A 17,044-nucleotide genomic window follows, 5' to 3' on the forward strand; every position below is an offset into this window, starting at 1 on the left:
AATTCACCTGCGCAAAGGTGCGCCGGGCTATGCAAATTGGGCCTTTGATGTGGCCCGTAACGGTGGCCTATCCTACTGGTGGCTCCGACCGACCACCACTCGGAATCTGTATTTTGCGAAAATGTTGTGGTTATTACTACATTTTCCCTTGAGTGATGCCTTGAAAAAAGGTATTTGTAGCTTAACTTGATAAAAGAACAAACATCATGCCTTCGATTACGGTTGAACCGTGCACCTTTGCCTTGTTCGGCGCTCTGGGCGATCTGGCCCTGCGCAAGCTGTTTCCTGCCCTTTATCACCTCGATGGCGCCGACCTGTTGCACGAGGACACGCGCATCATCGCGCTGGCCCGTGAACCCGGCTCCGAGCAGCAGCACATGGCGTTCATCGCCGCCGAATTGCGCCGTTACGTCGGCAAAGAGCTGGACGAGGCCGTGGCCGAGCGCTTTCTGGCGCGCCTGAGCTACCTGCACGTCGACTTCCTCAAGGCTGAAGACTATGTGGCGCTGGCCGAAGCGGCCGGCAGCGCGCAACGCATGATTGCCTACTTCGCCACACCAGCAGCGGTGTACGGCGCGATCTGTGAGAACCTGGCAAAAGTCGGTCTGGCAGAAAACACCCGCGTGGTCCTGGAAAAGCCGATCGGCTCCGATCTGGAATCCTCGCGCAAGGTGAACGACGCCGTGGCGCAGTTCTTCCCGGAGAACCGCACCTATCGCATCGACCACTACCTGGGCAAAGAGACCGTCCAGAACCTGATCGCGCTGCGTTTCGCCAACAGCCTGTTCGAAACCCAGTGGAACCAGAATTACATCTCCCACGTGGAAATCACCGTGGCCGAGAAGGTCGGCATCGAAGGCCGGTGGGGCTACTTCGACAAGGCCGGCCAGCTGCGCGACATGATCCAGAATCACCTGTTGCAGCTGCTGTGCCTGATTGCGATGGACCCGCCAGCCGACCTGTCCGCCGACAGCATCCGTGACGAAAAGGTGAAAGTGCTCAAGGCCCTGGCGCCGATCAGCCCGGAAGGCCTGACCACCCAAGTGGTGCGCGGTCAGTACATCGCCGGGCACAGCGAAGGCAAGTCCGTGCCGGGCTACCTCGAAGAGCCGAATTCCAACACCCAGAGCGACACCGAAACCTTCGTCGCCTTGCGTGCCGACATCCGCAACTGGCGCTGGGCCGGCGTGCCGTTCTACCTGCGTACCGGCAAGCGCATGCCGCAAAAGCTGTCGCAGATCGTTATCCACTTCAAGGAACCGTCGCACTACATTTTCGCGCCGGAACAGCGCCTGCAGATCAGCAACAAGCTGATCATCCGTCTGCAACCGGACGAAGGCATTTCCTTGCGTGTGATGACCAAGGAGCAGGGCCTGGACAAAGGCATGCAACTGCGCAGCGGCCCGCTGCAACTGAATTTCTCCGACACCTGGCGCAGCGCACGGATCCCCGATGCCTACGAGCGGTTGTTGCTGGAAGTGATGAACGGCAATCAGAACCTGTTTGTCCGTAAAGATGAAATCGAAGCCGCGTGGAAGTGGTGTGACCAGTTGATCGCCGGCTGGAAGAAGTCCGGTGACGCGCCCAAGCCGTATGCGGCCGGGTCGTGGGGGCCGATGAGCTCGATTGCACTGATCACGCGGGACGGGAGGTCGTGGTATGGCGATATCTGATGTGAAACTGCCCGCGGGCGTGAATGCCCACGAATTCAAGAGCCCGGTGCTGTTGGCCGAAGGTCTGGCGCTGAACGTCGCCAAGCAGTTGAGCGATGCCATCGCTGCACGCGGCAACGCGGTGCTGGTGGTCTCAGGCGGTCGCAGCCCGGTGGCGTTTTTTCAGCACCTGGCCAAGCAGGAGCTGGATTGGTCGAAGGTCGTCGTGACCCTCGCCGACGAACGCTGGGTACCGGTCGAACACGCCGACAGCAACGCCGGCCTGCTCAAGCAGTACCTGCTCAAAGGCCCGGCCGCCAAGGCGCAGCTCCTCAGCCTCTACAGCGCGGCGGCCAACGTCGAGCAGGCTGCGGAACAGGCCGACCGTCTGCTCGCGGAATTGCCGCCGATCGACGTGCTGGTGCTGGGCATGGGCGATGACGGTCACACCGCGTCGCTGTTCCCCGACAGCCCGAACCTGACTGAAGCCTTGCAGGCTGACGGCAGCCGTCGCTGCTGGCCGATGCTGGCGCCGAGTGTGCCGCGTCAACGTCTGACCATGAGCCGTGCGCTGCTGGCTTCGGCGAAGCACAAGATTCTGTCGATTTCCGGTCAGTCGAAACTGACCACTCTGAATGCCGCACTGGCATCCGACGACGTCGCGGCCATGCCGGTGCGCGCGTTTCTGCAACCTACGTTAGAGATTTACTGGTGCCCATGAGCCAAGGATCAGCCGCTATGAAAAATCCATCCCCGACCGTTTCCATGGCGGACAAAGTTGCCCTGATCGACAGCCTCTGCGCCAAGGCGCGGATCCTGCCAGTGATCACCATCGCCCGTGAACAGGACGTGCTGCCACTGGCCGACGCTCTGGCCGCCGGTGGCCTGACCGCGCTGGAAGTGACCCTGCGTTCGCAGTTCGGTCTCAAGGCGATCCAGATCCTGCGTGAGCAGCGTCCGGAGCTGGTGACCGGTGCCGGCACCGTGCTTGATCGCAACATGCTTGCAGCAGCGGAAGCGGCGGGTTCGCAATTCATCGTCACCCCGGGCATCACTCGTGACCTGCTCGAAGCCAGCGTCGACAGCCCGATTCCGCTGCTGCCGGGCATCAGCAACGCCTCTGGCATCATGGAAGGCTATGGCCTGGGCTATCGCCGCTTCAAGCTGTTCCCGGCGGAAGTCAGCGGTGGCGTGGCAGCGATCAAGGCCCTCGGCGGCCCGTTCGGCGAAGTGAAATTCTGCCCGACCGGTGGCGTCGGCCCGGCCAACATCAAGAGCTATATGGCGCTGAAAAACGTCATGTGCGTGGGCGGTAGCTGGATGCTCGATCCCGAATGGATCAAGAACGGCGACTGGGCGCGCATTCAGGAATGCACCGCCGAGGCCCTGGCGCTGCTGGACTAAACGTTTTACCTGACACTTCGTTGTGTGTTCTACGGCTTTACGGTGCGCTTGGTCGGTGCACCGTTTTTTTTTGCCCGGCAAAAATACTCATGGAAACGGCGCGACACATAGTTACCGCACCGCGGGGCTCGTGCGCCGTTAATCTGCGTTCATCTTATGGAAAAGAGAACGCGTCATGGAACGAGACACTTCAACCGCATCGTCACCATCAATCTATCAGTTGGCCCCCGAGCAGATCGCCGGGCCGTACTTTCGCAATCCCAAATTGCTGCGGCGCAACATCAGCGAAGGCGCTGAAGGCCTGCCCTTGCTGCTGCGCCTGAGCATTGTCGATGCGATGACCGGTCAACCGGTGAGCGGAGCATTGGTGGACATCTGGCACTGCAATGCACGAGGCGCCTATTCAGGGTGGAGCCGGATCAATCCGGATCTGGAGGTCGACTCCGATGCCATCGGCTCAGTGCCGCGCACCGACGATGACACCTATCTGCGTGGCAGCCAGTTCTGCGATCAGCAGGGGCGGGTGCGCTTCACCACCATCTATCCGGGCTTCTATGCCGGTCGGGCGCTGCACATTCATGTGGCGGTGCGCATGGTCAGCGGCAGTGAATATCTGGAGGAGCGCAACGTGGCCTGGGTCGGTCAGCTGTATTTCCCCGAAGTGGTGTCACGCGCGGTGCTCAATGCCCGTGACTATCGCGGGCGAGCCTCGACACCCTTGAACAATGCCGATGACAGCTACTACAGCAACATGCGCGGCGAAGATTCGACCCTGACCGTGTGGCCGATCGGCCGCGACTCTCACGAGGACGGTTTCTTCGGCCACCTGACCATCGGCATCGACACCTTCGCCGCCTCGTCGCAGATCAAACCCGAGGACTTCGACAAGTACACCGTGTGAACCGATCAACGCAGCTCGTTGAGTGCACGGGTCAGCAACTGCATGTCAGCCGCAGTGGTGGTCAGCCCCGGCGTGATGCGAATGCTCGGCCCGCTCGCTGCGCCGTTGCGTACCACGGTGAACAGGTTGTACTCGTTGAGCAGGCGCTCGACCATTGCCTGTTGATCGGCGTGGCGAGTGAAACGCATCGAGGTGATTCCGCAATACAGGCGCGGATCGTCCGGGGTCATCACCTCGATCCCCGGCAGGTGCCGCACCGCGCTGACCCACAGGTTGCGCAGGTAATTGAGCCGGGCGCTTTTGGCCGCAGCGCCGCCGAGCGAGCGGTGCTCCTCGAGCGCCAGCGGCAGCGACATCAGCGCCGGAATGTTCGGCGTGCTGTACGGCGTGCGCGCGCGGATGTCGCTGGCCGGAAAGTGCATTTCGCCCATGTCCGGATCGATGTCGGCCAGGCGCTGCGGGGCGATGTACAGAAAGCCCAGGGTCAATGGCGCGCCAATCCACTTGTGCAGGTTAAAACCGGCGAAGGCGATGCCCATCGCTTCCAGATTGAACTCGATCTGGCCAAGGGCGTGAGCGCCGTCGAGGATGATGTCCACGCCATGCTGTTTCGCCAGTTCGGCGATGGCCTGCACCGGCATCACCAGACCGGTGCGGTGGGTGACATGGGTCAGGGCCATCAGTTTGAGTTTCGGATAGCGGATGAAGGCTTCGCGGTAACTGTCCAGCAGGCTGTCGAAACTGGCCGGGTGAGTGTGGTTGATCTCGATCACGTCGACGCCGCGATGGCGTGACAGCCAGCGCATGGCACCTTTGACCGTGTCGTATTCCAGGTCGCTGATCAGCACCTGATCGCCCGGAAGCAGGCGATTGTAATTGCGGATCAGCGATTGCAGCGCATCACTGGCGTTGCGCGTGAAAGCCACGCTCTGCGCGCGCACACCGATGGTCTCGGCCAGTTGCGCACGGATCTCCAGGCTGTCGTGCTGTTCGAAACGCTGGCGCACGTACACCGAGTTGTTGGTGTTGATCAGCTCGATATTGCGCTGATAGTCCTCGATCACTGTGCGCGACATGCGCCCGAAGTAACCGTTCTCCAGGTTCAGTGGGCCGGTTTGCGCTTCGTAACGATCGGCGAAGGTTTGCCAGAACGCTTCGTCACGGGCACGGCGGGTGTTATCAGGCATGGTCGAGGCTCTAGGGAGGAGGGCGCTTCAGTGGCGCGGGGCAGGTTTGCCGTGTTTGGCGCGTAGTGGTTCGAGCAGATCCGACAGGCCGTTATGGTCGATTTCCTGCATCAGCGCCAGCAGTCCGCCGAGTTCGCCGTGAGGAAAACCCTCGCGGGCGAACCAGTTGAGGTAAGGCCCCGGCAGGTCGGCAATGATCCGGCCCTTGTACTTGCCGAAGGGCATTTCACGGGTGATCAACAGCTCAAGCTTTTCAGGATTCATCAGTGGCAATCATCTGGATTCAGAACAGTCAGGAAAATACAGGCATTCTGCATGCAGGCCAAATGACAGATCATGCAAATAACCGTGATACAGATAGTTCAAATATCTTTAACTTATTGAAAAATAACGATTTATTTTTGAATGAAAAACTGGCACGCACACTGCAATAACCCTTGCATCTTCAACCAACCGCAAGGAATTGAAAAATGACTGACATGAATAAAGAAGCGATCTCTGTACTCAACGACCTGATCGAAACCTGCAAGGACGGCCAGGAAGGGTTCAAGACTTGCGCTGAAGACATCAAGCATCCAGAACTCAAAACCCTGTTCGTGACCCGTTCTGCCGATTGCGCGACTGCCGCCGCTGAACTGCAGGCTGAAGTGCGTAAACTGGGCGGTGATCCGGAAACTTCTACCAGCGTCAGCGGTGACCTGCACCGTCGCTGGGTCGACGTCAAAGCCATGTTCACCGGCAAGGACGAAGAGGCTGTGCTGAACGAGGCCGAGCGCGGTGAAGACCACGCCCTGAAGGCTTACCGTGAAGCCATCGAGAAAATCAACAAGCACGGCTTGGTCGGCATTCGTGACCTGGTTGAGCGTCAGTACCACGGCGTACAACGCAATCACGACCAGGTGAAAGCCCTGCGTAACCAGGCTCGCGCTCGTTCGTAAGCCACGCTAAAAAACTGTGGGAGCGGGCTTGCTCGCGAAGCGGTGTGTCATGCAACGATGCTGTTGCTGACACGACCCCTTCGCGAGCAAGCCCGCTCCCACTTTTGTTTTGTGTACCTGATGATCAGCCGATGCTGATCGCCGGCAACGTCGGCAAGGTCACGGTCTGCTGCTTGCGCGGTGCCAGAATCTCGGCCTCGCCATCCACCACCAGCTCATCACGCTGGTTGAACACGCGAGTGGCGATGCGCACGCGAAACTTCGGCAGCTTCTCGAGGATTTCCAGGCGCACGGTCAGGGTGTCGCCAATCTTCACCGGCTTCTGAAAGCTCATCTGCTGACCGATGTAGATGGTGCCCGGCCCAGGCAGCTCGCACGCCACGGCCGCGCTGATCAGTGCACCGCTGAACATGCCGTGGGCGATGCGTTCCTTGAACATGCTGGCGGCGGCGAACTCGGCATCCAGGTGCACCGGGTTGTGGTCGCCCGACATTGCGGCGAACAGCTGAATGTCGCGCTCTTCGACAGTCTTGCTGTAGCTGGCGGTCTGGCCGACTTCGAGGGCTTCGTAAGGGATGTTGGTAACCTGGGTCATCGGTCTTGATTCCTGTGACGGATTAAAGTGAATCCACAAAAAATTATTCGCTGCGATGCGGACGGCGATGGCTCAGCGCCTGGTCGATCCAGGTCAGCACATCGGCAACCACTTCGTCGCGATTGGTTTCATTGAACAATTCGTGCCGCGCCTGCGGGTAGATCTTCAGTTGCAGATTCTGGCTGCCGGCCGAGCGCAACGCTTCGGCCAGATCTGTCAGACGCTTGCCTTCGCTCACCGGATCACATTCACCGCCGATCACCAGCAGCGGCAGGCCCGGGTCGATCTGGGCGAGATTGGACGCTTTGCTGATCTGCTGCAAGCCGCCGAGCAAGTCGATCCACAATTGATTGGTGCAGCGGAAGCCACACAACGGGTCGTTGGCATACAGATCGACCTCGGCCGGGTCACGGCTCAGCCAGTCGAACGGCGTGCGCGCCGGTTTGAATTTTTTGTTGAACGAGCCGAACGACAACCATTCGATCAGCGCACTGCGGCCCTTGCCACCCTGACGCAGTTTTTCGAAACGGGCGATTTGTCGCGCCGCGCCGTAAAGCGCCACCGGCTGGAAATTCGAACCGCTGAGTATCGCCCCGTGCAGGCTGGCGCTGTGATGCAGCAGGTAACCCTGAGCGAGGTAGCTGCCCATGCTGTGCCCGAGTAGGATGATCGGTACCTCGGGATGCTGCTGGCCGATGTGCTGATTGAGATTGGCCAGATCGCCGATCACCTTGCACCAACCGTCGTCATCGGCGAAATGCCCGAGTGTCCCGTGTTCGGCGGTTTTGCCATGGCCGCGCAGATCCGGGGCGTACACCCCGTAACCTTGTTCGCAGAACGCATTTGCCAGCCGCTCGTAGCGCGCGCTGTGTTCGGCCATGCCGTGGGCCAGCAGGATCAGCGCTTTCAAGGGCGCAGCCGGCAGCCACTGGTTGACGAACAGGCGGCTGCGGTCACTCGCGTCCAGCCAAAAGCCTCGGTGGATCATGGCAATTCCTTTTTATCGAGCGGTATCGGCCCGCAGTCGTTGCATTGTATAGCGCGTCCGATCAGCTCACGCCACGGCAGGAAGATTCATACGATCAATGTCGCCATCGCCCATATTTGCCTCAATGGCCATAGCTGCTAGTGTCCGTGAAGCTCCGCTTTTTGCTTTGTGCCCTCAGGGATCAGCGCGAAACCACAGAAAAGCGGCTCCCGGATCGATTCAGGTAAAGAGGACAAGAACAATGCAACCTGATTTCTGGAATGACAAACGCCCCGCCGGCGTACCACTGGACATCGACATGGGCGAGTTCAAGTCGGTGATCGAGGTGTTTGAGCGTTCCTGCAAGAAATTCGCGGACCGTCCGGCCTTCAGCAATATGGGCGTGACCCTGACCTACGCTGAACTCGAGCGCTACAGCGCGGCGTTCGCCGGTTACCTGCAAGCCCACACCGATCTGGTGCCGGGGGATCGCATCGCGGTGCAGATGCCCAATGTGCTGCAATATCCGATTGCCGTGTTCGGCGCCTTGCGCGCCGGGCTGATCGTGGTCAACACCAACCCGCTGTACACCGCGCGCGAGATGCGCCACCAGTTCAAGGATTCCGGCGCCCGCGCGCTGGTGTACCTGAACATGTTCGGGCAGAAGGTTCAGGAAGTGCTGCCGGACACTGACATCCAATACCTGATCGAAGCGAAGATGGGCGACATGATGCCCACCGCCAAGGGCTGGCTGATCAACACCGTGGTCAGCAAAGTGAAGAAAATGGTCCCGGACTATTCGCTGCCGCAGGCGATCTCGCTCAAGAGTGCGCTGCGCCTGGGCCGTGGTCTGGGGATCAAGCCGTTGAAAGTCGGTCTCGACGACATCGCCGTGTTGCAATACACCGGCGGCACCACCGGCCTGGCCAAGGGCGCGATGCTGACCCACGGCAACCTCGTGGCGAACATGCAGCAGGTGCGCGCGTGTCTTGCGCAATTGGGGCCAGACGGTCAGCCGCTGCTGCGCGAAGGGCAGGAGGTGATGGTGGCGCCACTGCCGCTGTACCACATCTATGCCTTCACCGCGAATTGCATGTGCATGATGGTATCGGGCAACCACAACGTGCTGATCACCAATCCGCGCGACATCGCAGGCTTCATCAAAGAGCTGAAGAACTGGCGCTTCTCGGCGTTGCTCGGCCTGAATACGTTGTTCGTGGCGCTGATGGAGCACCCGGACTTCAAGACCCTGGATTTCTCCAGCCTCAAGCTGACCAACTCCGGCGGTACCGCGCTGGTCAAGGCCACCGCCGAGCGCTGGGAGCAGATCACCGGTTGCCGCATCACCGAGGGTTACGGCCTCACGGAAACGTCGCCGGTGGCCTGCACCAACCCGTATGGCGACAAGTCGCGTCTGGGCACGGTCGGTCTGCCGGTGCCGGGGACGCTGCTGAAAGTCATCGATGATGAAGGTGTCGAGCAGCCGATGGGCGAGCGCGGTGAGCTGTGCATCAAAGGCCCGCAGATCATGAAAGGCTACTGGCACAAACCCGAAGCCACCGCCGAAGTGCTGGACGCCGACGGCTGGTTCAAATCCGGTGATATTGCGGTGATCGACCCGGACGGTTTTGTGCGCATCGTCGATCGCAAGAAGGACATGATCATCGTCTCCGGTTTCAACGTGTATCCCAATGAGATCGAAGACGTGGTGATGGCCCACCCGAAAGTCGCCAACTGCGCGGTGATCGGCGTGCCGGACGAGCGTTCGGGCGAAGCGGTGAAGCTGTTTGTGGTGGCGCGGGAAACCGGGGTCAGCCTCGAAGAACTGAAGGCTTATTGCAAAGAGAATTTCACCGCTTACAAAGTGCCGAAACACATTGTGCTGCGCGAGTCGTTGCCGATGACGCCGGTCGGGAAGATTCTGCGGCGGGAGTTGCGCGATATCGCCTGATCGGTGAATGGCCGCGCGTGGCGCGGATCGCGGGCAAGCCACGCTCCCACAGGGATCTCCACCAACCTTGTGGGAGCGGGCTTGCCCGCGATGCTTTTTTGGGGGGGAAGGCCCGGAAAACCGGGGCTTTCAGGGGTGTATAGGATTTTTGCTCTAAAATGACTGCTGGAAAGTCTTGAGTCACTAAAGTGACCATGGAGGCCGCTTTTGGCTCTAGTCGGCCCTCGGCAAAGCTGCTACTCTCGGCGCGCTTTGTGACTTCTCGGCCTGTAGAAAAGCCAGATTCACCAATACAAAACACACACCAATAATAATCGCATCAAATGCGGTGAAGAATTCGCGTTGCTGAGGAGTGGGCTTCCATGATCGAAGACTTTTGGAAGGATAAATACCCGGCTGGAATTGCTGCCGACATCAATCCAGACGAGTACCCGAATATTCAGGCAGTGTTGAAGCAATCCTGCCAACGCTTCGCCAACAAGCCGGCTTTCAGCAACCTGGGCAAGACAATCACCTACGGTGAACTGTACGAATTGTCCGGTGCGTTTGCCGCGTATCTGCAACAGCATACCGACTTGCAGCCCGGTGATCGAATCGCCGTGCAACTGCCCAACGTTCTGCAGTACCCGGTGGCCGTCTTCGGTGCGATCCGCGCCGGGCTGATCGTGGTCAACACCAACCCGCTGTACACCGCGCGGGAAATGGAACACCAATTCAATGACTCCGGCGCCAAAGCCCTGGTGTGCCTGGCCAACATGGCGCACCTGGCGGAAGCCGTGGTGCCAAAAACCGGGGTCAAGCACGTCATCGTCACCGAAGTCGCCGACCTGCTGCCGCCGGTCAAGCGCCTGCTGATCAACAGCGTGATCAAGTACGTGAAGAAGATGGTCCCGGCTTATCACCTGCCCAAAGCCGTCAAGTTCAACGACGTGCTGAGCAAGGGCCAGGGCCAGCCTGTGGCCGAAGCCAATCCGCACAGCAGCGATGTCGCGGTGTTGCAGTACACCGGCGGCACCACCGGCGTGGCCAAAGGCGCGATGCTGACCCATCGCAACCTCGTCGCCAACATGCTGCAGTGCAAGGCGCTGATGGGCTCCAACCTCAATGAAGGTTGCGAGATCCTGATCACCCCTCTGCCGCTGTACCACATCTATGCGTTCACCTTTCATTGCATGGCGATGATGCTGATCGGCAACCACAACATCCTGATCAGCAACCCGCGCGACCTGCCGGCGATGGTCAAGGAACTGTCGAAGTGGAAGTTCAGCGGTTTTGTCGGCCTGAACACGCTGTTCGTCGCGCTGTGCAACAACGAAGGTTTCCGCAAGCTGGATTTCTCCAATCTGAAAGTCACCCTGTCCGGCGGCATGGCCCTGCAACTGGCCGCCGCCGAGCGCTGGAAAGCAGTGACCGGTTGCTCGATCTGCGAAGGTTACGGCATGACCGAAACCAGCCCGGTGGCCACGGTCAACCCGATCCAGAACATTCAGATCGGCACCATCGGCATTCCGGTGCCGTCGACCCTGTGCAAAGTCATTGACGATGCCGGTGTCGAGCAGCCTATGGGCGAAATCGGCGAGCTGTGCGTCAAGGGCCCGCAAGTGATGAAGGGCTACTGGCAGCGTCAGGAAGCCACCGACGAGATCCTCGACAGCGAAGGCTGGCTGAAGACCGGTGACATCGCGCTGATCCAGCCCGATGGCTACATGCGCATCGTTGATCGCAAGAAAGACATGATTCTGGTCTCCGGTTTCAACGTTTACCCGAACGAACTGGAAGACGTGCTGGCGACCCTGCCGGGTGTGTTGCAGTGCGCGGCCATCGGCGTGCCGGACGAGAAGTCGGGCGAGGCGATCAAGATCTTCATCGTGGCCAAGCCGGGCGTGACCCTGACCAAGGAAACCGTGATGGAGCACATGCGCGCCAACGTCACCGGTTACAAGGTGCCGCGTTCGGTGGAGTTCCGCGATGCGCTGCCGACCACCAACGTCGGCAAGATCCTGCGTCGTGAGTTGCGTGATGAAGAGCTGAAGAAGATCAAGGCCAAGTCCGCCGCCTGAAGCAAAAAGCCCCGCAGATGCGGGGCTTTTTGTTGGAGTAGGTGGTGGATCTGTAGTGACTGTGATGCCGCCTTCGCGAGCAAGCCCGCTCCCACATTCAACCGCGTTCCTCCAGTTGGAATACAGTCAAATGTGGGAGCGGGCTTGCTCGCGAAGCTTTTCGGTTACTGCCGGAACGGCGCGAAATTCACGTTGGTTCCCGCCGGACGCATGTCCTGCAGATACGAATCCTTGTCTGCACTCAATTCCAGGCTCAACGCCGCCTTGCGCTTGCCTTCGTTGCGAATCACCAGGCCTTCGAGCTTTTCCCGCAGGAACACCGTCGGCACTTTCAGGTGCAGCAGTTCGTCGGTGGCCGGGGTGTGCATCAGCAGGTGAATCCACTCGTACTGACCGACGGCGAGGCGCGTCACCGGCAGGTCGAACCACCAGATGTTGCGGTTGCGGTTCAATTCGGCGAAGTGGCAGTTGTTGGTGCCGAGCACAGCGCCGCCCAGTTCCTGGTTGCGACGGGCAATGGCCTGCTTTTTATCGAGTTTCATAACATTCCTGCGGGATCTGATCGTTGGCGCACGGCGCCCATAGGTGCGCATTCTCGGGGCTTGCGGGGCAAACATAAAGCCCAACCTGCATGGCACGACGAAATGAAGGGCAAAAATAAATGAAACTCGTGGCAAACCCGGCCAGTCAATCATTACGTACTGACTTTTCCCCTTCAATGCACCAAGGAGAAACACCATGAGTAGCACTGGCGATAAAGTAAAAGGCATGGCTAACGAAGCAGTCGGCAACGTCAAGCAAGGCGTCGGCAAAGCAACCGACAACACCAAGCTGCAAGCCGAAGGCAAACTGCAAGAGAAAAAAGGCGAAGCCCAGCAAGCTGTCGGCAAAGCCAAAGACGCCATCAAGAAAGGTGTCGACAAGGCGTAATTCCGCCTTGAACGAAACACACGAGCGGCCATCCAAGGATGGCCGTTTTTGTGTCAAAAACCGACAGCCATCCACGAAGGTCGCCAAGTAGGCTACCGTGATGTAGAAAACGGCCCCTGAGTCGCCACGACTTCAACCTGTAATGCGGCGAAAGGAGACGCGAATGATTTTTCCAGACATGAAAGGTCTGCCACTGCACCGGGTGATGGTGCGCACGGTCACTGAATTCGTCGACGACGAGATGTCGACCTACGCCTCGGCACTGGCCTACCAGATGCTGTTCTCGCTGTTCCCGTTCATTCTGTTCCTGATTGCCCTGATCGGTTTCCTGCACCTGCCGGACTTCTTCACCTGGTTGCGCCTGCAGTCGGAACTGGTGCTGCCACCGCAGGCGCTGGAACAGGTCAACCCGGTGATCGATCAATTGCAGCAGTCCAAGGGCGGCTTGCTTTCGGTCGGTATCGTCATCGCCCTGTACACCGCATCTGCCGGTGTGCGCTTGATGATGAGTGCGATGAACGCCGCTTACGACGTGGTCGAGGGCCGGCCGATCTGGAAGCGTTTTCCGCTGTCGGTGTTCTACACCGTCGGCATTGCCGGCATGTTGCTGGTGGCGGCCGCACTGATGGTGCTCGGGCCGCAAGTGATGGGCTGGATTGCCGCGCAGGTGGGGCTGGAAGACTTCATCGTCACCGTGTGGACGATTGCGCGCTGGCCGGTGATCGTGTTTCTGATGATGGTCGCGGTGGCGCTGATCTATTACGTGATGCCCGACGTCAAACAGGAATTCCGTTTCATCACCCCCGGCTCGGTACTCGCCGTGGTGGTGTGGATCATCGCCTCACTGGGCTTTGCGTTCTACGTCAAAACCTTCGCCAACTACAACGCGATGTATGGCAGCATCGGGGCGATCATCGTGCTGTTGCTGTATTTCTACATTTCCTCGGCGGTGCTGCTGCTCGGCGCCGAGATGAATGCGGTGATCGAACACATGTCCAGCGAGGGCAAGGACGAGGGCGAGAAAGTCCCCGGCGAACTCGATGAACATCCCAAACAACATGTCTCTGGCCTGGGGCGCGACCACTCGCTCAAGCCGGACACTGACGAAGCCCGATCATGATTCGTGAAATCCTCAAAATGGGCGACGAACGCCTGCTGCGCATCGCTCCACCGGTGCCGCCGGAAATGTTCGACAGCCCCGAGCTGTGGCAACTGATCGATGACATGTTCCAGACCATGGAAAGTGTCGGTGGCGTCGGCCTCGCCGCGCCGCAGATCGGCGTCGACCTGCAACTGGTGATCTTCGGTTTCGAGCACAGCGAACGTTATCCGGACGCCGAAGCGGTGCCGCAGACGATCCTGATCAATCCGCTGATCACGCCGCTGAGTCCGCTGACCGAGGAGGGCTTTGAGGGCTGTCTGTCGGTGCCCGGCCTGCGCGGTGCGGTGGATCGTTATCAGCAGATTCGCTACGAAGGCTTTGATCCCAAGGGCGAGCCGATCGTACGCGTGGCGTCAGGCTTCCATGCGCGGGTAGTGCAGCACGAATGCGATCACCTGATCGGCCGCTTGTATCCGTCGCGGATTACCGATTTCAGCAAGTTCGGCTTTACCGAAGTGATGTTCCCGGATCTGGATCCCGCAGCCGACGACTGATCCTGAGACTACCTTCACTTTCCAATGTGGTAGCGAGCCTGCTCGCGAATGTGCTCGATCAGTGATCAATTTGGTGACTGACACACCGTTTTCGCGAGCAAGCTCGCTCCCACAAGGGTATCTGTGATCTTAGATTGAATGTGGTTCCAGCCCCAGCGCAATCATCGGCTTGCTCCGCGCATACCGGCTCAACCGCTCGGCCAGTGCGTAGGGCAGGGCGGGATCGAAAATGAAACCGCGCCGCTCGTAAAACCCGCGCAAGTCCGGATGACAGAACAGCCACACCGGCTCCTGCAAATCCTTCACCGCCGCCGTGATCAACTCTCCGGCGATCCCTTGCTCACGGCAACCCGGATCAACAAACAATCCGGTCAACCAGTACCCGCCCGCCACCGGCCGCAAGCACAATGCGGCAACGATGTCCTCTCGACGGGCCACCCATAACTGCGCATCGCGCACCGCCTTCATCGACGATTGGTGGCGGCGGTAAAACTTGTTCATCAACGGCCACAAAGGCTCGTCGAGCAGGACGTATCGGGTATCGGGCATGGGATCGGACTGGCGGCGGGCAAAGCGCCGATTATAAAAGAACGCGCGCCGCGCGATAGGTGTATACCTGAGCCTACATCCCTGTGAGTGGAGTACGCATCATGTCCAAAGGTATGGATTCAAAGAAAGCCGCGAAGAAGAAACCGGTGAAGACGGCGATTGAAAAGCGTGCAGAGAAGAAAGCCAAGAAGGTCGATATTTTCGGTCATTGATCACGTCCTTCGGGAGCCCGTCCCCCGGGCTCCCGTTTCAGCGCAAAAATAATCTGCAAGATTGCTCGGCTTCGTTGCACAGAAGGGGATGATTCCCGTTCCGAGCCACGCCATGCCGAATTACTTCGACGCCGACCATCGCCAGCAGATCGAAACCCTGCGCCAGCGCTTCACTGCCCGCACCGAGTGGCCGACGTGGCTGCTGCTGATCGGCGTGTATGGCGGCTGGTTCGCAATCATCCTCAACAGCCACTGGCTCGGTCGCGGCTTGAGCACATTGCTGCTCATTCCGCTGCTGGTGCTGTGGTTGTCAGTGCAGCATGAATTGCTGCATGGGCACCCGACCCGCTCGGTGCTTTTCAATAAAATCCTCGGCTACGCACCTTTTGCGGTGTGGTACCCGTATACCTTGTATCGCGACAGCCACCTGCTGCATCACCGCGATGAACACCTGACTGTGCCCGGTATCGATCCGGAAAGCCGTTATCTGACGGCCGTGCGTTGGCAGGGCAGTTCCTTGTTCGAACGCAGCCTGCACTGGCTGAATAAAACCGTAATCGGCCGCTTCATCATTGGTGCGCCGCTGGGATTGATCGCGCTCGCTGCCGAAGAACTGCAACGCCTGAAAAACCGCGAGCGTCAGGCCTGGTTGATGTGGCTGACCCACGGTGCGTTCAGCGTGTTGATGCTGTGGTTTATCGCGCGCTTCAGCGTGTTGCCGGTCTGGCATTACCTGCTGCTGATCAGTGTGCCGGCACTGTCGATCGCGATGATCCGCTCCTACTATGAACACCGCCCGCACGTTCAGCCGGAGCAGCGCACCGTGCTTAACGAAGCCGGCTGGCCGTGGCGCTGGCTGTTTCTGAATCTGAATTTTCATCTGGTGCATCACGACCTGCCGGGGCTGGCGTGGTACGACTTGCCGGCGGCCTACCGGATGCGCCGCGAACAATGGGTAGCGCGCAGTGGCGGGTTTCTGGTGCAGGGTTATGGGCAGTTGTGGCGGCAGCACGGTTTGAAGCCGATCGACAGTCCGCAACATCCTTACCACTAACCTCAAAAACACCACAAAACCCCTGTGGGAGCGGGCTTGCTCGCGAAAGCGGTGTGTCAATAACGCATATGGAGGCTGACACACCGCATTCGCGAGCAGGCGAAGGCCTACAGTGGAAATCTGTTGTCCGGGAATAATGTGTATGACCCAACACCACCTCGAACTGCTGATGTACACCGCCCCCGAGCCCATTCGCGCGGCCAACGAACGCTGGATCGCCCGCATTCTTGAACACCTCGGCCATTCCCGCCTCAACGCCGCAAGCCTGTCGCTCCCCGAGCTTTGGTTATCCCCGGATCTGCTGCTGACCCAGACCTGCGGCTATCCCTTGATGACCTTGCTGCGCGGTCAGGTACGCATCGTCGGTCGCCCGCGCTACGAATTGCCCGACTCCACTGCCGGCAATCACTGCAGCCTGATCCTCAGCCGTGCAGACGATACGCGCAAAACCCTGGCGGATTTTCGTGGCAGTCGCGGGGTGATCAACAGTGACGACTCCAACAGCGGCATGAACCTGTTGCGCCAGCGTCTGGCGCCCTTACACCGCGACGGGCAGTTTTTCGCCACGGTCGGCATCAGTGGGGCGCACCGTGAAAGTCTGCGTTGGTTGCGTGAAGCGCGCGCCGATCTGGCGGCGATCGACAGCGTGACTTATGCCTACCTCGCCCGGCATACGCCTGAAGAAGTGAGTGGATTGCGGGTTGTGGCGCGTAGTGCGTTCAGCCCGACGTTGCCGTTTATCACCGGCGCTACTGCCACGGACGAGCAGATCGAACAGTTGCGCCGGGTAATGAATCAGGCGTTGCGTGAATTGCCTGATGTGGCGCAGATCCTCGGCTTGCCTGAAGTGTTGCCCGCCAGCGAAAGCGATTATCAGATCTTGCTCGACTATCAACGTGAGGCTGAAGAGTTGGGCTACGGCCGCTTGCGCTGAACAGCCTTATATCGCCAAAAAGAATATAAGGATGAAATATAAATATTATTAATG

Annotated in this window: 19 protein-coding genes; 13 read left to right on the forward strand and 6 right to left on the reverse strand. The window is 59.4% G+C overall.

What is annotated here, in order from left to right; genetic code table 11:
- The first annotated feature begins 206 nt into the window (after positions 1-206).
- From zwf to QRN61_RS08330, 4 genes are all read left to right on the forward strand, one after another.
- Positions 207-1,673: a glucose-6-phosphate dehydrogenase gene (gene zwf / locus QRN61_RS08315; RefSeq protein WP_097085913.1), complete on the forward strand. Its 1,467-nt coding sequence runs from the start codon at positions 207-209 to the stop codon at positions 1,671-1,673.
- Positions 1,660-2,373: a 6-phosphogluconolactonase gene (pgl, locus tag QRN61_RS08320; protein WP_097085911.1), complete on the forward strand. Its 714-nt coding sequence runs from the start codon at positions 1,660-1,662 to the stop codon at positions 2,371-2,373. The genes zwf and pgl overlap by 14 nt, the downstream gene beginning before the upstream one ends.
- Before the next feature lie 17 nt (positions 2,374-2,390).
- Positions 2,391-3,056, forward strand: a complete 666-nt coding sequence (locus QRN61_RS08325) for a bifunctional 4-hydroxy-2-oxoglutarate aldolase/2-dehydro-3-deoxy-phosphogluconate aldolase (protein WP_003227433.1) — start codon at positions 2,391-2,393, stop codon at positions 3,054-3,056.
- Positions 3,057-3,231: 175 nt separating this feature from the next.
- On the forward strand, positions 3,232-3,957 hold the full coding sequence (locus QRN61_RS08330; RefSeq protein ID WP_285373552.1) for an intradiol ring-cleavage dioxygenase: 726 nt from the start codon (positions 3,232-3,234) through the stop codon (positions 3,955-3,957).
- Between the two features lie 5 nt (positions 3,958-3,962).
- On the opposite strand, the gene QRN61_RS08335 is transcribed toward QRN61_RS08330, so the two are convergent.
- Together QRN61_RS08335 and QRN61_RS08340 are read right to left on the reverse strand one after the other, a co-directional pair.
- Positions 3,963-5,144 (reverse strand): aminotransferase class V-fold PLP-dependent enzyme, encoded by a 1,182-nt coding sequence (locus QRN61_RS08335; RefSeq protein WP_183784117.1) that lies wholly within the window; start codon positions 5,142-5,144, stop codon positions 3,963-3,965.
- A gap of 27 nt (positions 5,145-5,171) precedes the next feature.
- Entirely contained in the window at positions 5,172-5,408 is a 237-nt protein-coding gene (locus QRN61_RS08340) for a DUF3820 family protein (RefSeq protein ID WP_003227425.1), read from the reverse strand.
- 2 nt (positions 5,409-5,410) lie between these two features.
- Between QRN61_RS08340 and QRN61_RS08345 the strand changes: the two genes are divergently transcribed.
- Both QRN61_RS08345 and QRN61_RS08350 read left to right on the forward strand, forming a co-directional pair.
- Positions 5,411-5,578: a hypothetical protein gene (locus tag QRN61_RS08345; RefSeq protein ID WP_285373553.1), complete on the forward strand. Its 168-nt coding sequence runs from the start codon at positions 5,411-5,413 to the stop codon at positions 5,576-5,578.
- A 36-nt stretch (positions 5,579-5,614) separates the two neighbouring features.
- A complete protein-coding gene (locus tag QRN61_RS08350) occupies positions 5,615-6,082 on the forward strand; it encodes a ferritin-like domain-containing protein (RefSeq protein ID WP_003227422.1) in 468 nt (155 codons plus the stop codon).
- Positions 6,083-6,206: 124 nt separating this feature from the next.
- Here QRN61_RS08350 and QRN61_RS08355 read toward each other — a convergent pair whose 3' ends face one another.
- Positions 6,207-6,677, reverse strand: a complete 471-nt coding sequence (locus QRN61_RS08355) for a MaoC family dehydratase (RefSeq protein WP_003227420.1) — start codon at positions 6,675-6,677, stop codon at positions 6,207-6,209.
- 43 nt (positions 6,678-6,720) lie between these two features.
- The gene (locus QRN61_RS08360) at positions 6,721-7,665 is read right to left on the reverse strand and encodes an alpha/beta hydrolase (RefSeq protein WP_285373554.1); all 945 of its coding nucleotides are present in this window, start codon (positions 7,663-7,665) and stop codon (positions 6,721-6,723) included.
- A gap of 241 nt (positions 7,666-7,906) precedes the next feature.
- Here QRN61_RS08360 and fadD2 point away from each other — a divergent pair, with 241 nt between their 5' ends.
- Together fadD2 and fadD1 are read left to right on the forward strand one after the other, a co-directional pair.
- Positions 7,907-9,595: a long-chain-fatty-acid--CoA ligase FadD2 gene (gene fadD2, locus QRN61_RS08365; protein ID WP_027612572.1), complete on the forward strand. Its 1,689-nt coding sequence runs from the start codon at positions 7,907-7,909 to the stop codon at positions 9,593-9,595.
- Positions 9,596-9,957: 362 nt separating this feature from the next.
- Positions 9,958-11,655: a long-chain-fatty-acid--CoA ligase FadD1 gene (fadD1, locus tag QRN61_RS08370; protein ID WP_003227414.1), complete on the forward strand. Its 1,698-nt coding sequence runs from the start codon at positions 9,958-9,960 to the stop codon at positions 11,653-11,655.
- A 164-nt stretch (positions 11,656-11,819) separates the two neighbouring features.
- Here the strand turns inward: fadD1 and QRN61_RS08375 are convergent, their stop codons facing one another.
- On the reverse strand, positions 11,820-12,197 hold the full coding sequence (locus QRN61_RS08375; protein ID WP_007969330.1) for a hypothetical protein: 378 nt from the start codon (positions 12,195-12,197) through the stop codon (positions 11,820-11,822).
- Positions 12,198-12,393: 196 nt separating this feature from the next.
- On the opposite strand from QRN61_RS08375, the gene QRN61_RS08380 reads away from it, so the two are divergent.
- The 3 genes from QRN61_RS08380 (at position 12,394) to def (ending at position 14,241) form a co-directional block, all read left to right on the forward strand.
- Positions 12,394-12,585, forward strand: coding sequence for a CsbD family protein (locus QRN61_RS08380; protein ID WP_027612573.1), 192 nt, complete (start codon positions 12,394-12,396; stop codon positions 12,583-12,585).
- Positions 12,586-12,748: 163 nt separating this feature from the next.
- Positions 12,749-13,705, forward strand: coding sequence for a YihY/virulence factor BrkB family protein (locus QRN61_RS08385; protein WP_285373555.1), 957 nt, complete (start codon positions 12,749-12,751; stop codon positions 13,703-13,705).
- Positions 13,702-14,241: a peptide deformylase gene (def, locus tag QRN61_RS08390; protein WP_103522058.1), complete on the forward strand. Its 540-nt coding sequence runs from the start codon at positions 13,702-13,704 to the stop codon at positions 14,239-14,241. The genes QRN61_RS08385 and def overlap by 4 nt, the downstream gene beginning before the upstream one ends.
- 129 nt (positions 14,242-14,370) lie before the next feature.
- Here the strand turns inward: def and QRN61_RS08395 are convergent, their stop codons facing one another.
- Entirely contained in the window at positions 14,371-14,790 is a 420-nt protein-coding gene (locus QRN61_RS08395) for a GNAT family N-acetyltransferase (protein ID WP_115989054.1), read from the reverse strand.
- A 324-nt stretch (positions 14,791-15,114) separates the two neighbouring features.
- Between QRN61_RS08395 and QRN61_RS08400 the strand changes: the two genes are divergently transcribed.
- Together QRN61_RS08400 and QRN61_RS08405 are read left to right on the forward strand one after the other, a co-directional pair.
- The gene (locus QRN61_RS08400; RefSeq protein ID WP_285373589.1) at positions 15,115-16,056 is read left to right on the forward strand and encodes a fatty acid desaturase; all 942 of its coding nucleotides are present in this window, start codon (positions 15,115-15,117) and stop codon (positions 16,054-16,056) included.
- Between the two features lie 142 nt (positions 16,057-16,198).
- Positions 16,199-16,990: a phosphate/phosphite/phosphonate ABC transporter substrate-binding protein gene (locus QRN61_RS08405; RefSeq protein ID WP_285373556.1), complete on the forward strand. Its 792-nt coding sequence runs from the start codon at positions 16,199-16,201 to the stop codon at positions 16,988-16,990.
- Positions 16,991-17,044 lie beyond the last annotated feature (54 nt).

This window comes from Pseudomonas sp. lyk4-TYG-107 (assembly GCF_030209055.1).
Classification (GTDB): domain Bacteria; phylum Pseudomonadota; class Gammaproteobacteria; order Pseudomonadales; family Pseudomonadaceae; genus Aquipseudomonas; species Aquipseudomonas putida_A.

Excerpts from the sequence above, each read along its gene's own strand:
- pgl (WP_097085911.1), top strand. The coding sequence starts at position 1,660 with ATGGCGATATCTGATGTGAAACTGCCCGCGGGCGTGAATGCCCACGAA.
- QRN61_RS08340 (WP_003227425.1), bottom strand. The coding sequence starts at position 5,408 with ATGAATCCTGAAAAGCTTGAGCTGTTGATCACCCGTGAAATGCCCTTC.
- QRN61_RS08360 (WP_285373554.1), bottom strand. The coding sequence starts at position 7,665 with ATGATCCACCGAGGCTTTTGGCTGGACGCGAGTGACCGCAGCCGCCTG.
- QRN61_RS08375 (WP_007969330.1), bottom strand. The coding sequence starts at position 12,197 with ATGAAACTCGATAAAAAGCAGGCCATTGCCCGTCGCAACCAGGAACTG.
- fadD2 (WP_027612572.1), top strand. The coding sequence starts at position 7,907 with ATGCAACCTGATTTCTGGAATGACAAACGCCCCGCCGGCGTACCACTG.
- QRN61_RS08400 (WP_285373589.1), top strand. The coding sequence starts at position 15,115 with ATGCCGAATTACTTCGACGCCGACCATCGCCAGCAGATCGAAACCCTG.
- QRN61_RS08335 (WP_183784117.1), bottom strand. The coding sequence starts at position 5,144 with ATGCCTGATAACACCCGCCGTGCCCGTGACGAAGCGTTCTGGCAAACC.
- QRN61_RS08325 (WP_003227433.1), top strand. The coding sequence starts at position 2,391 with ATGAAAAATCCATCCCCGACCGTTTCCATGGCGGACAAAGTTGCCCTG.
- QRN61_RS08350 (WP_003227422.1), top strand. The coding sequence starts at position 5,615 with ATGACTGACATGAATAAAGAAGCGATCTCTGTACTCAACGACCTGATC.
- QRN61_RS08330 (WP_285373552.1), top strand. The coding sequence starts at position 3,232 with ATGGAACGAGACACTTCAACCGCATCGTCACCATCAATCTATCAGTTG.
- QRN61_RS08355 (WP_003227420.1), bottom strand. The coding sequence starts at position 6,677 with ATGACCCAGGTTACCAACATCCCTTACGAAGCCCTCGAAGTCGGCCAG.
- fadD1 (WP_003227414.1), top strand. The coding sequence starts at position 9,958 with ATGATCGAAGACTTTTGGAAGGATAAATACCCGGCTGGAATTGCTGCC.
- def (WP_103522058.1), top strand. The coding sequence starts at position 13,702 with ATGATTCGTGAAATCCTCAAAATGGGCGACGAACGCCTGCTGCGCATC.
- QRN61_RS08385 (WP_285373555.1), top strand. The coding sequence starts at position 12,749 with ATGATTTTTCCAGACATGAAAGGTCTGCCACTGCACCGGGTGATGGTG.
- QRN61_RS08405 (WP_285373556.1), top strand. The coding sequence starts at position 16,199 with ATGACCCAACACCACCTCGAACTGCTGATGTACACCGCCCCCGAGCCC.
- zwf (WP_097085913.1), top strand. The coding sequence starts at position 207 with ATGCCTTCGATTACGGTTGAACCGTGCACCTTTGCCTTGTTCGGCGCT.
- QRN61_RS08380 (WP_027612573.1), top strand. The coding sequence starts at position 12,394 with ATGAGTAGCACTGGCGATAAAGTAAAAGGCATGGCTAACGAAGCAGTC.
- QRN61_RS08395 (WP_115989054.1), bottom strand. The coding sequence starts at position 14,790 with ATGCCCGATACCCGATACGTCCTGCTCGACGAGCCTTTGTGGCCGTTG.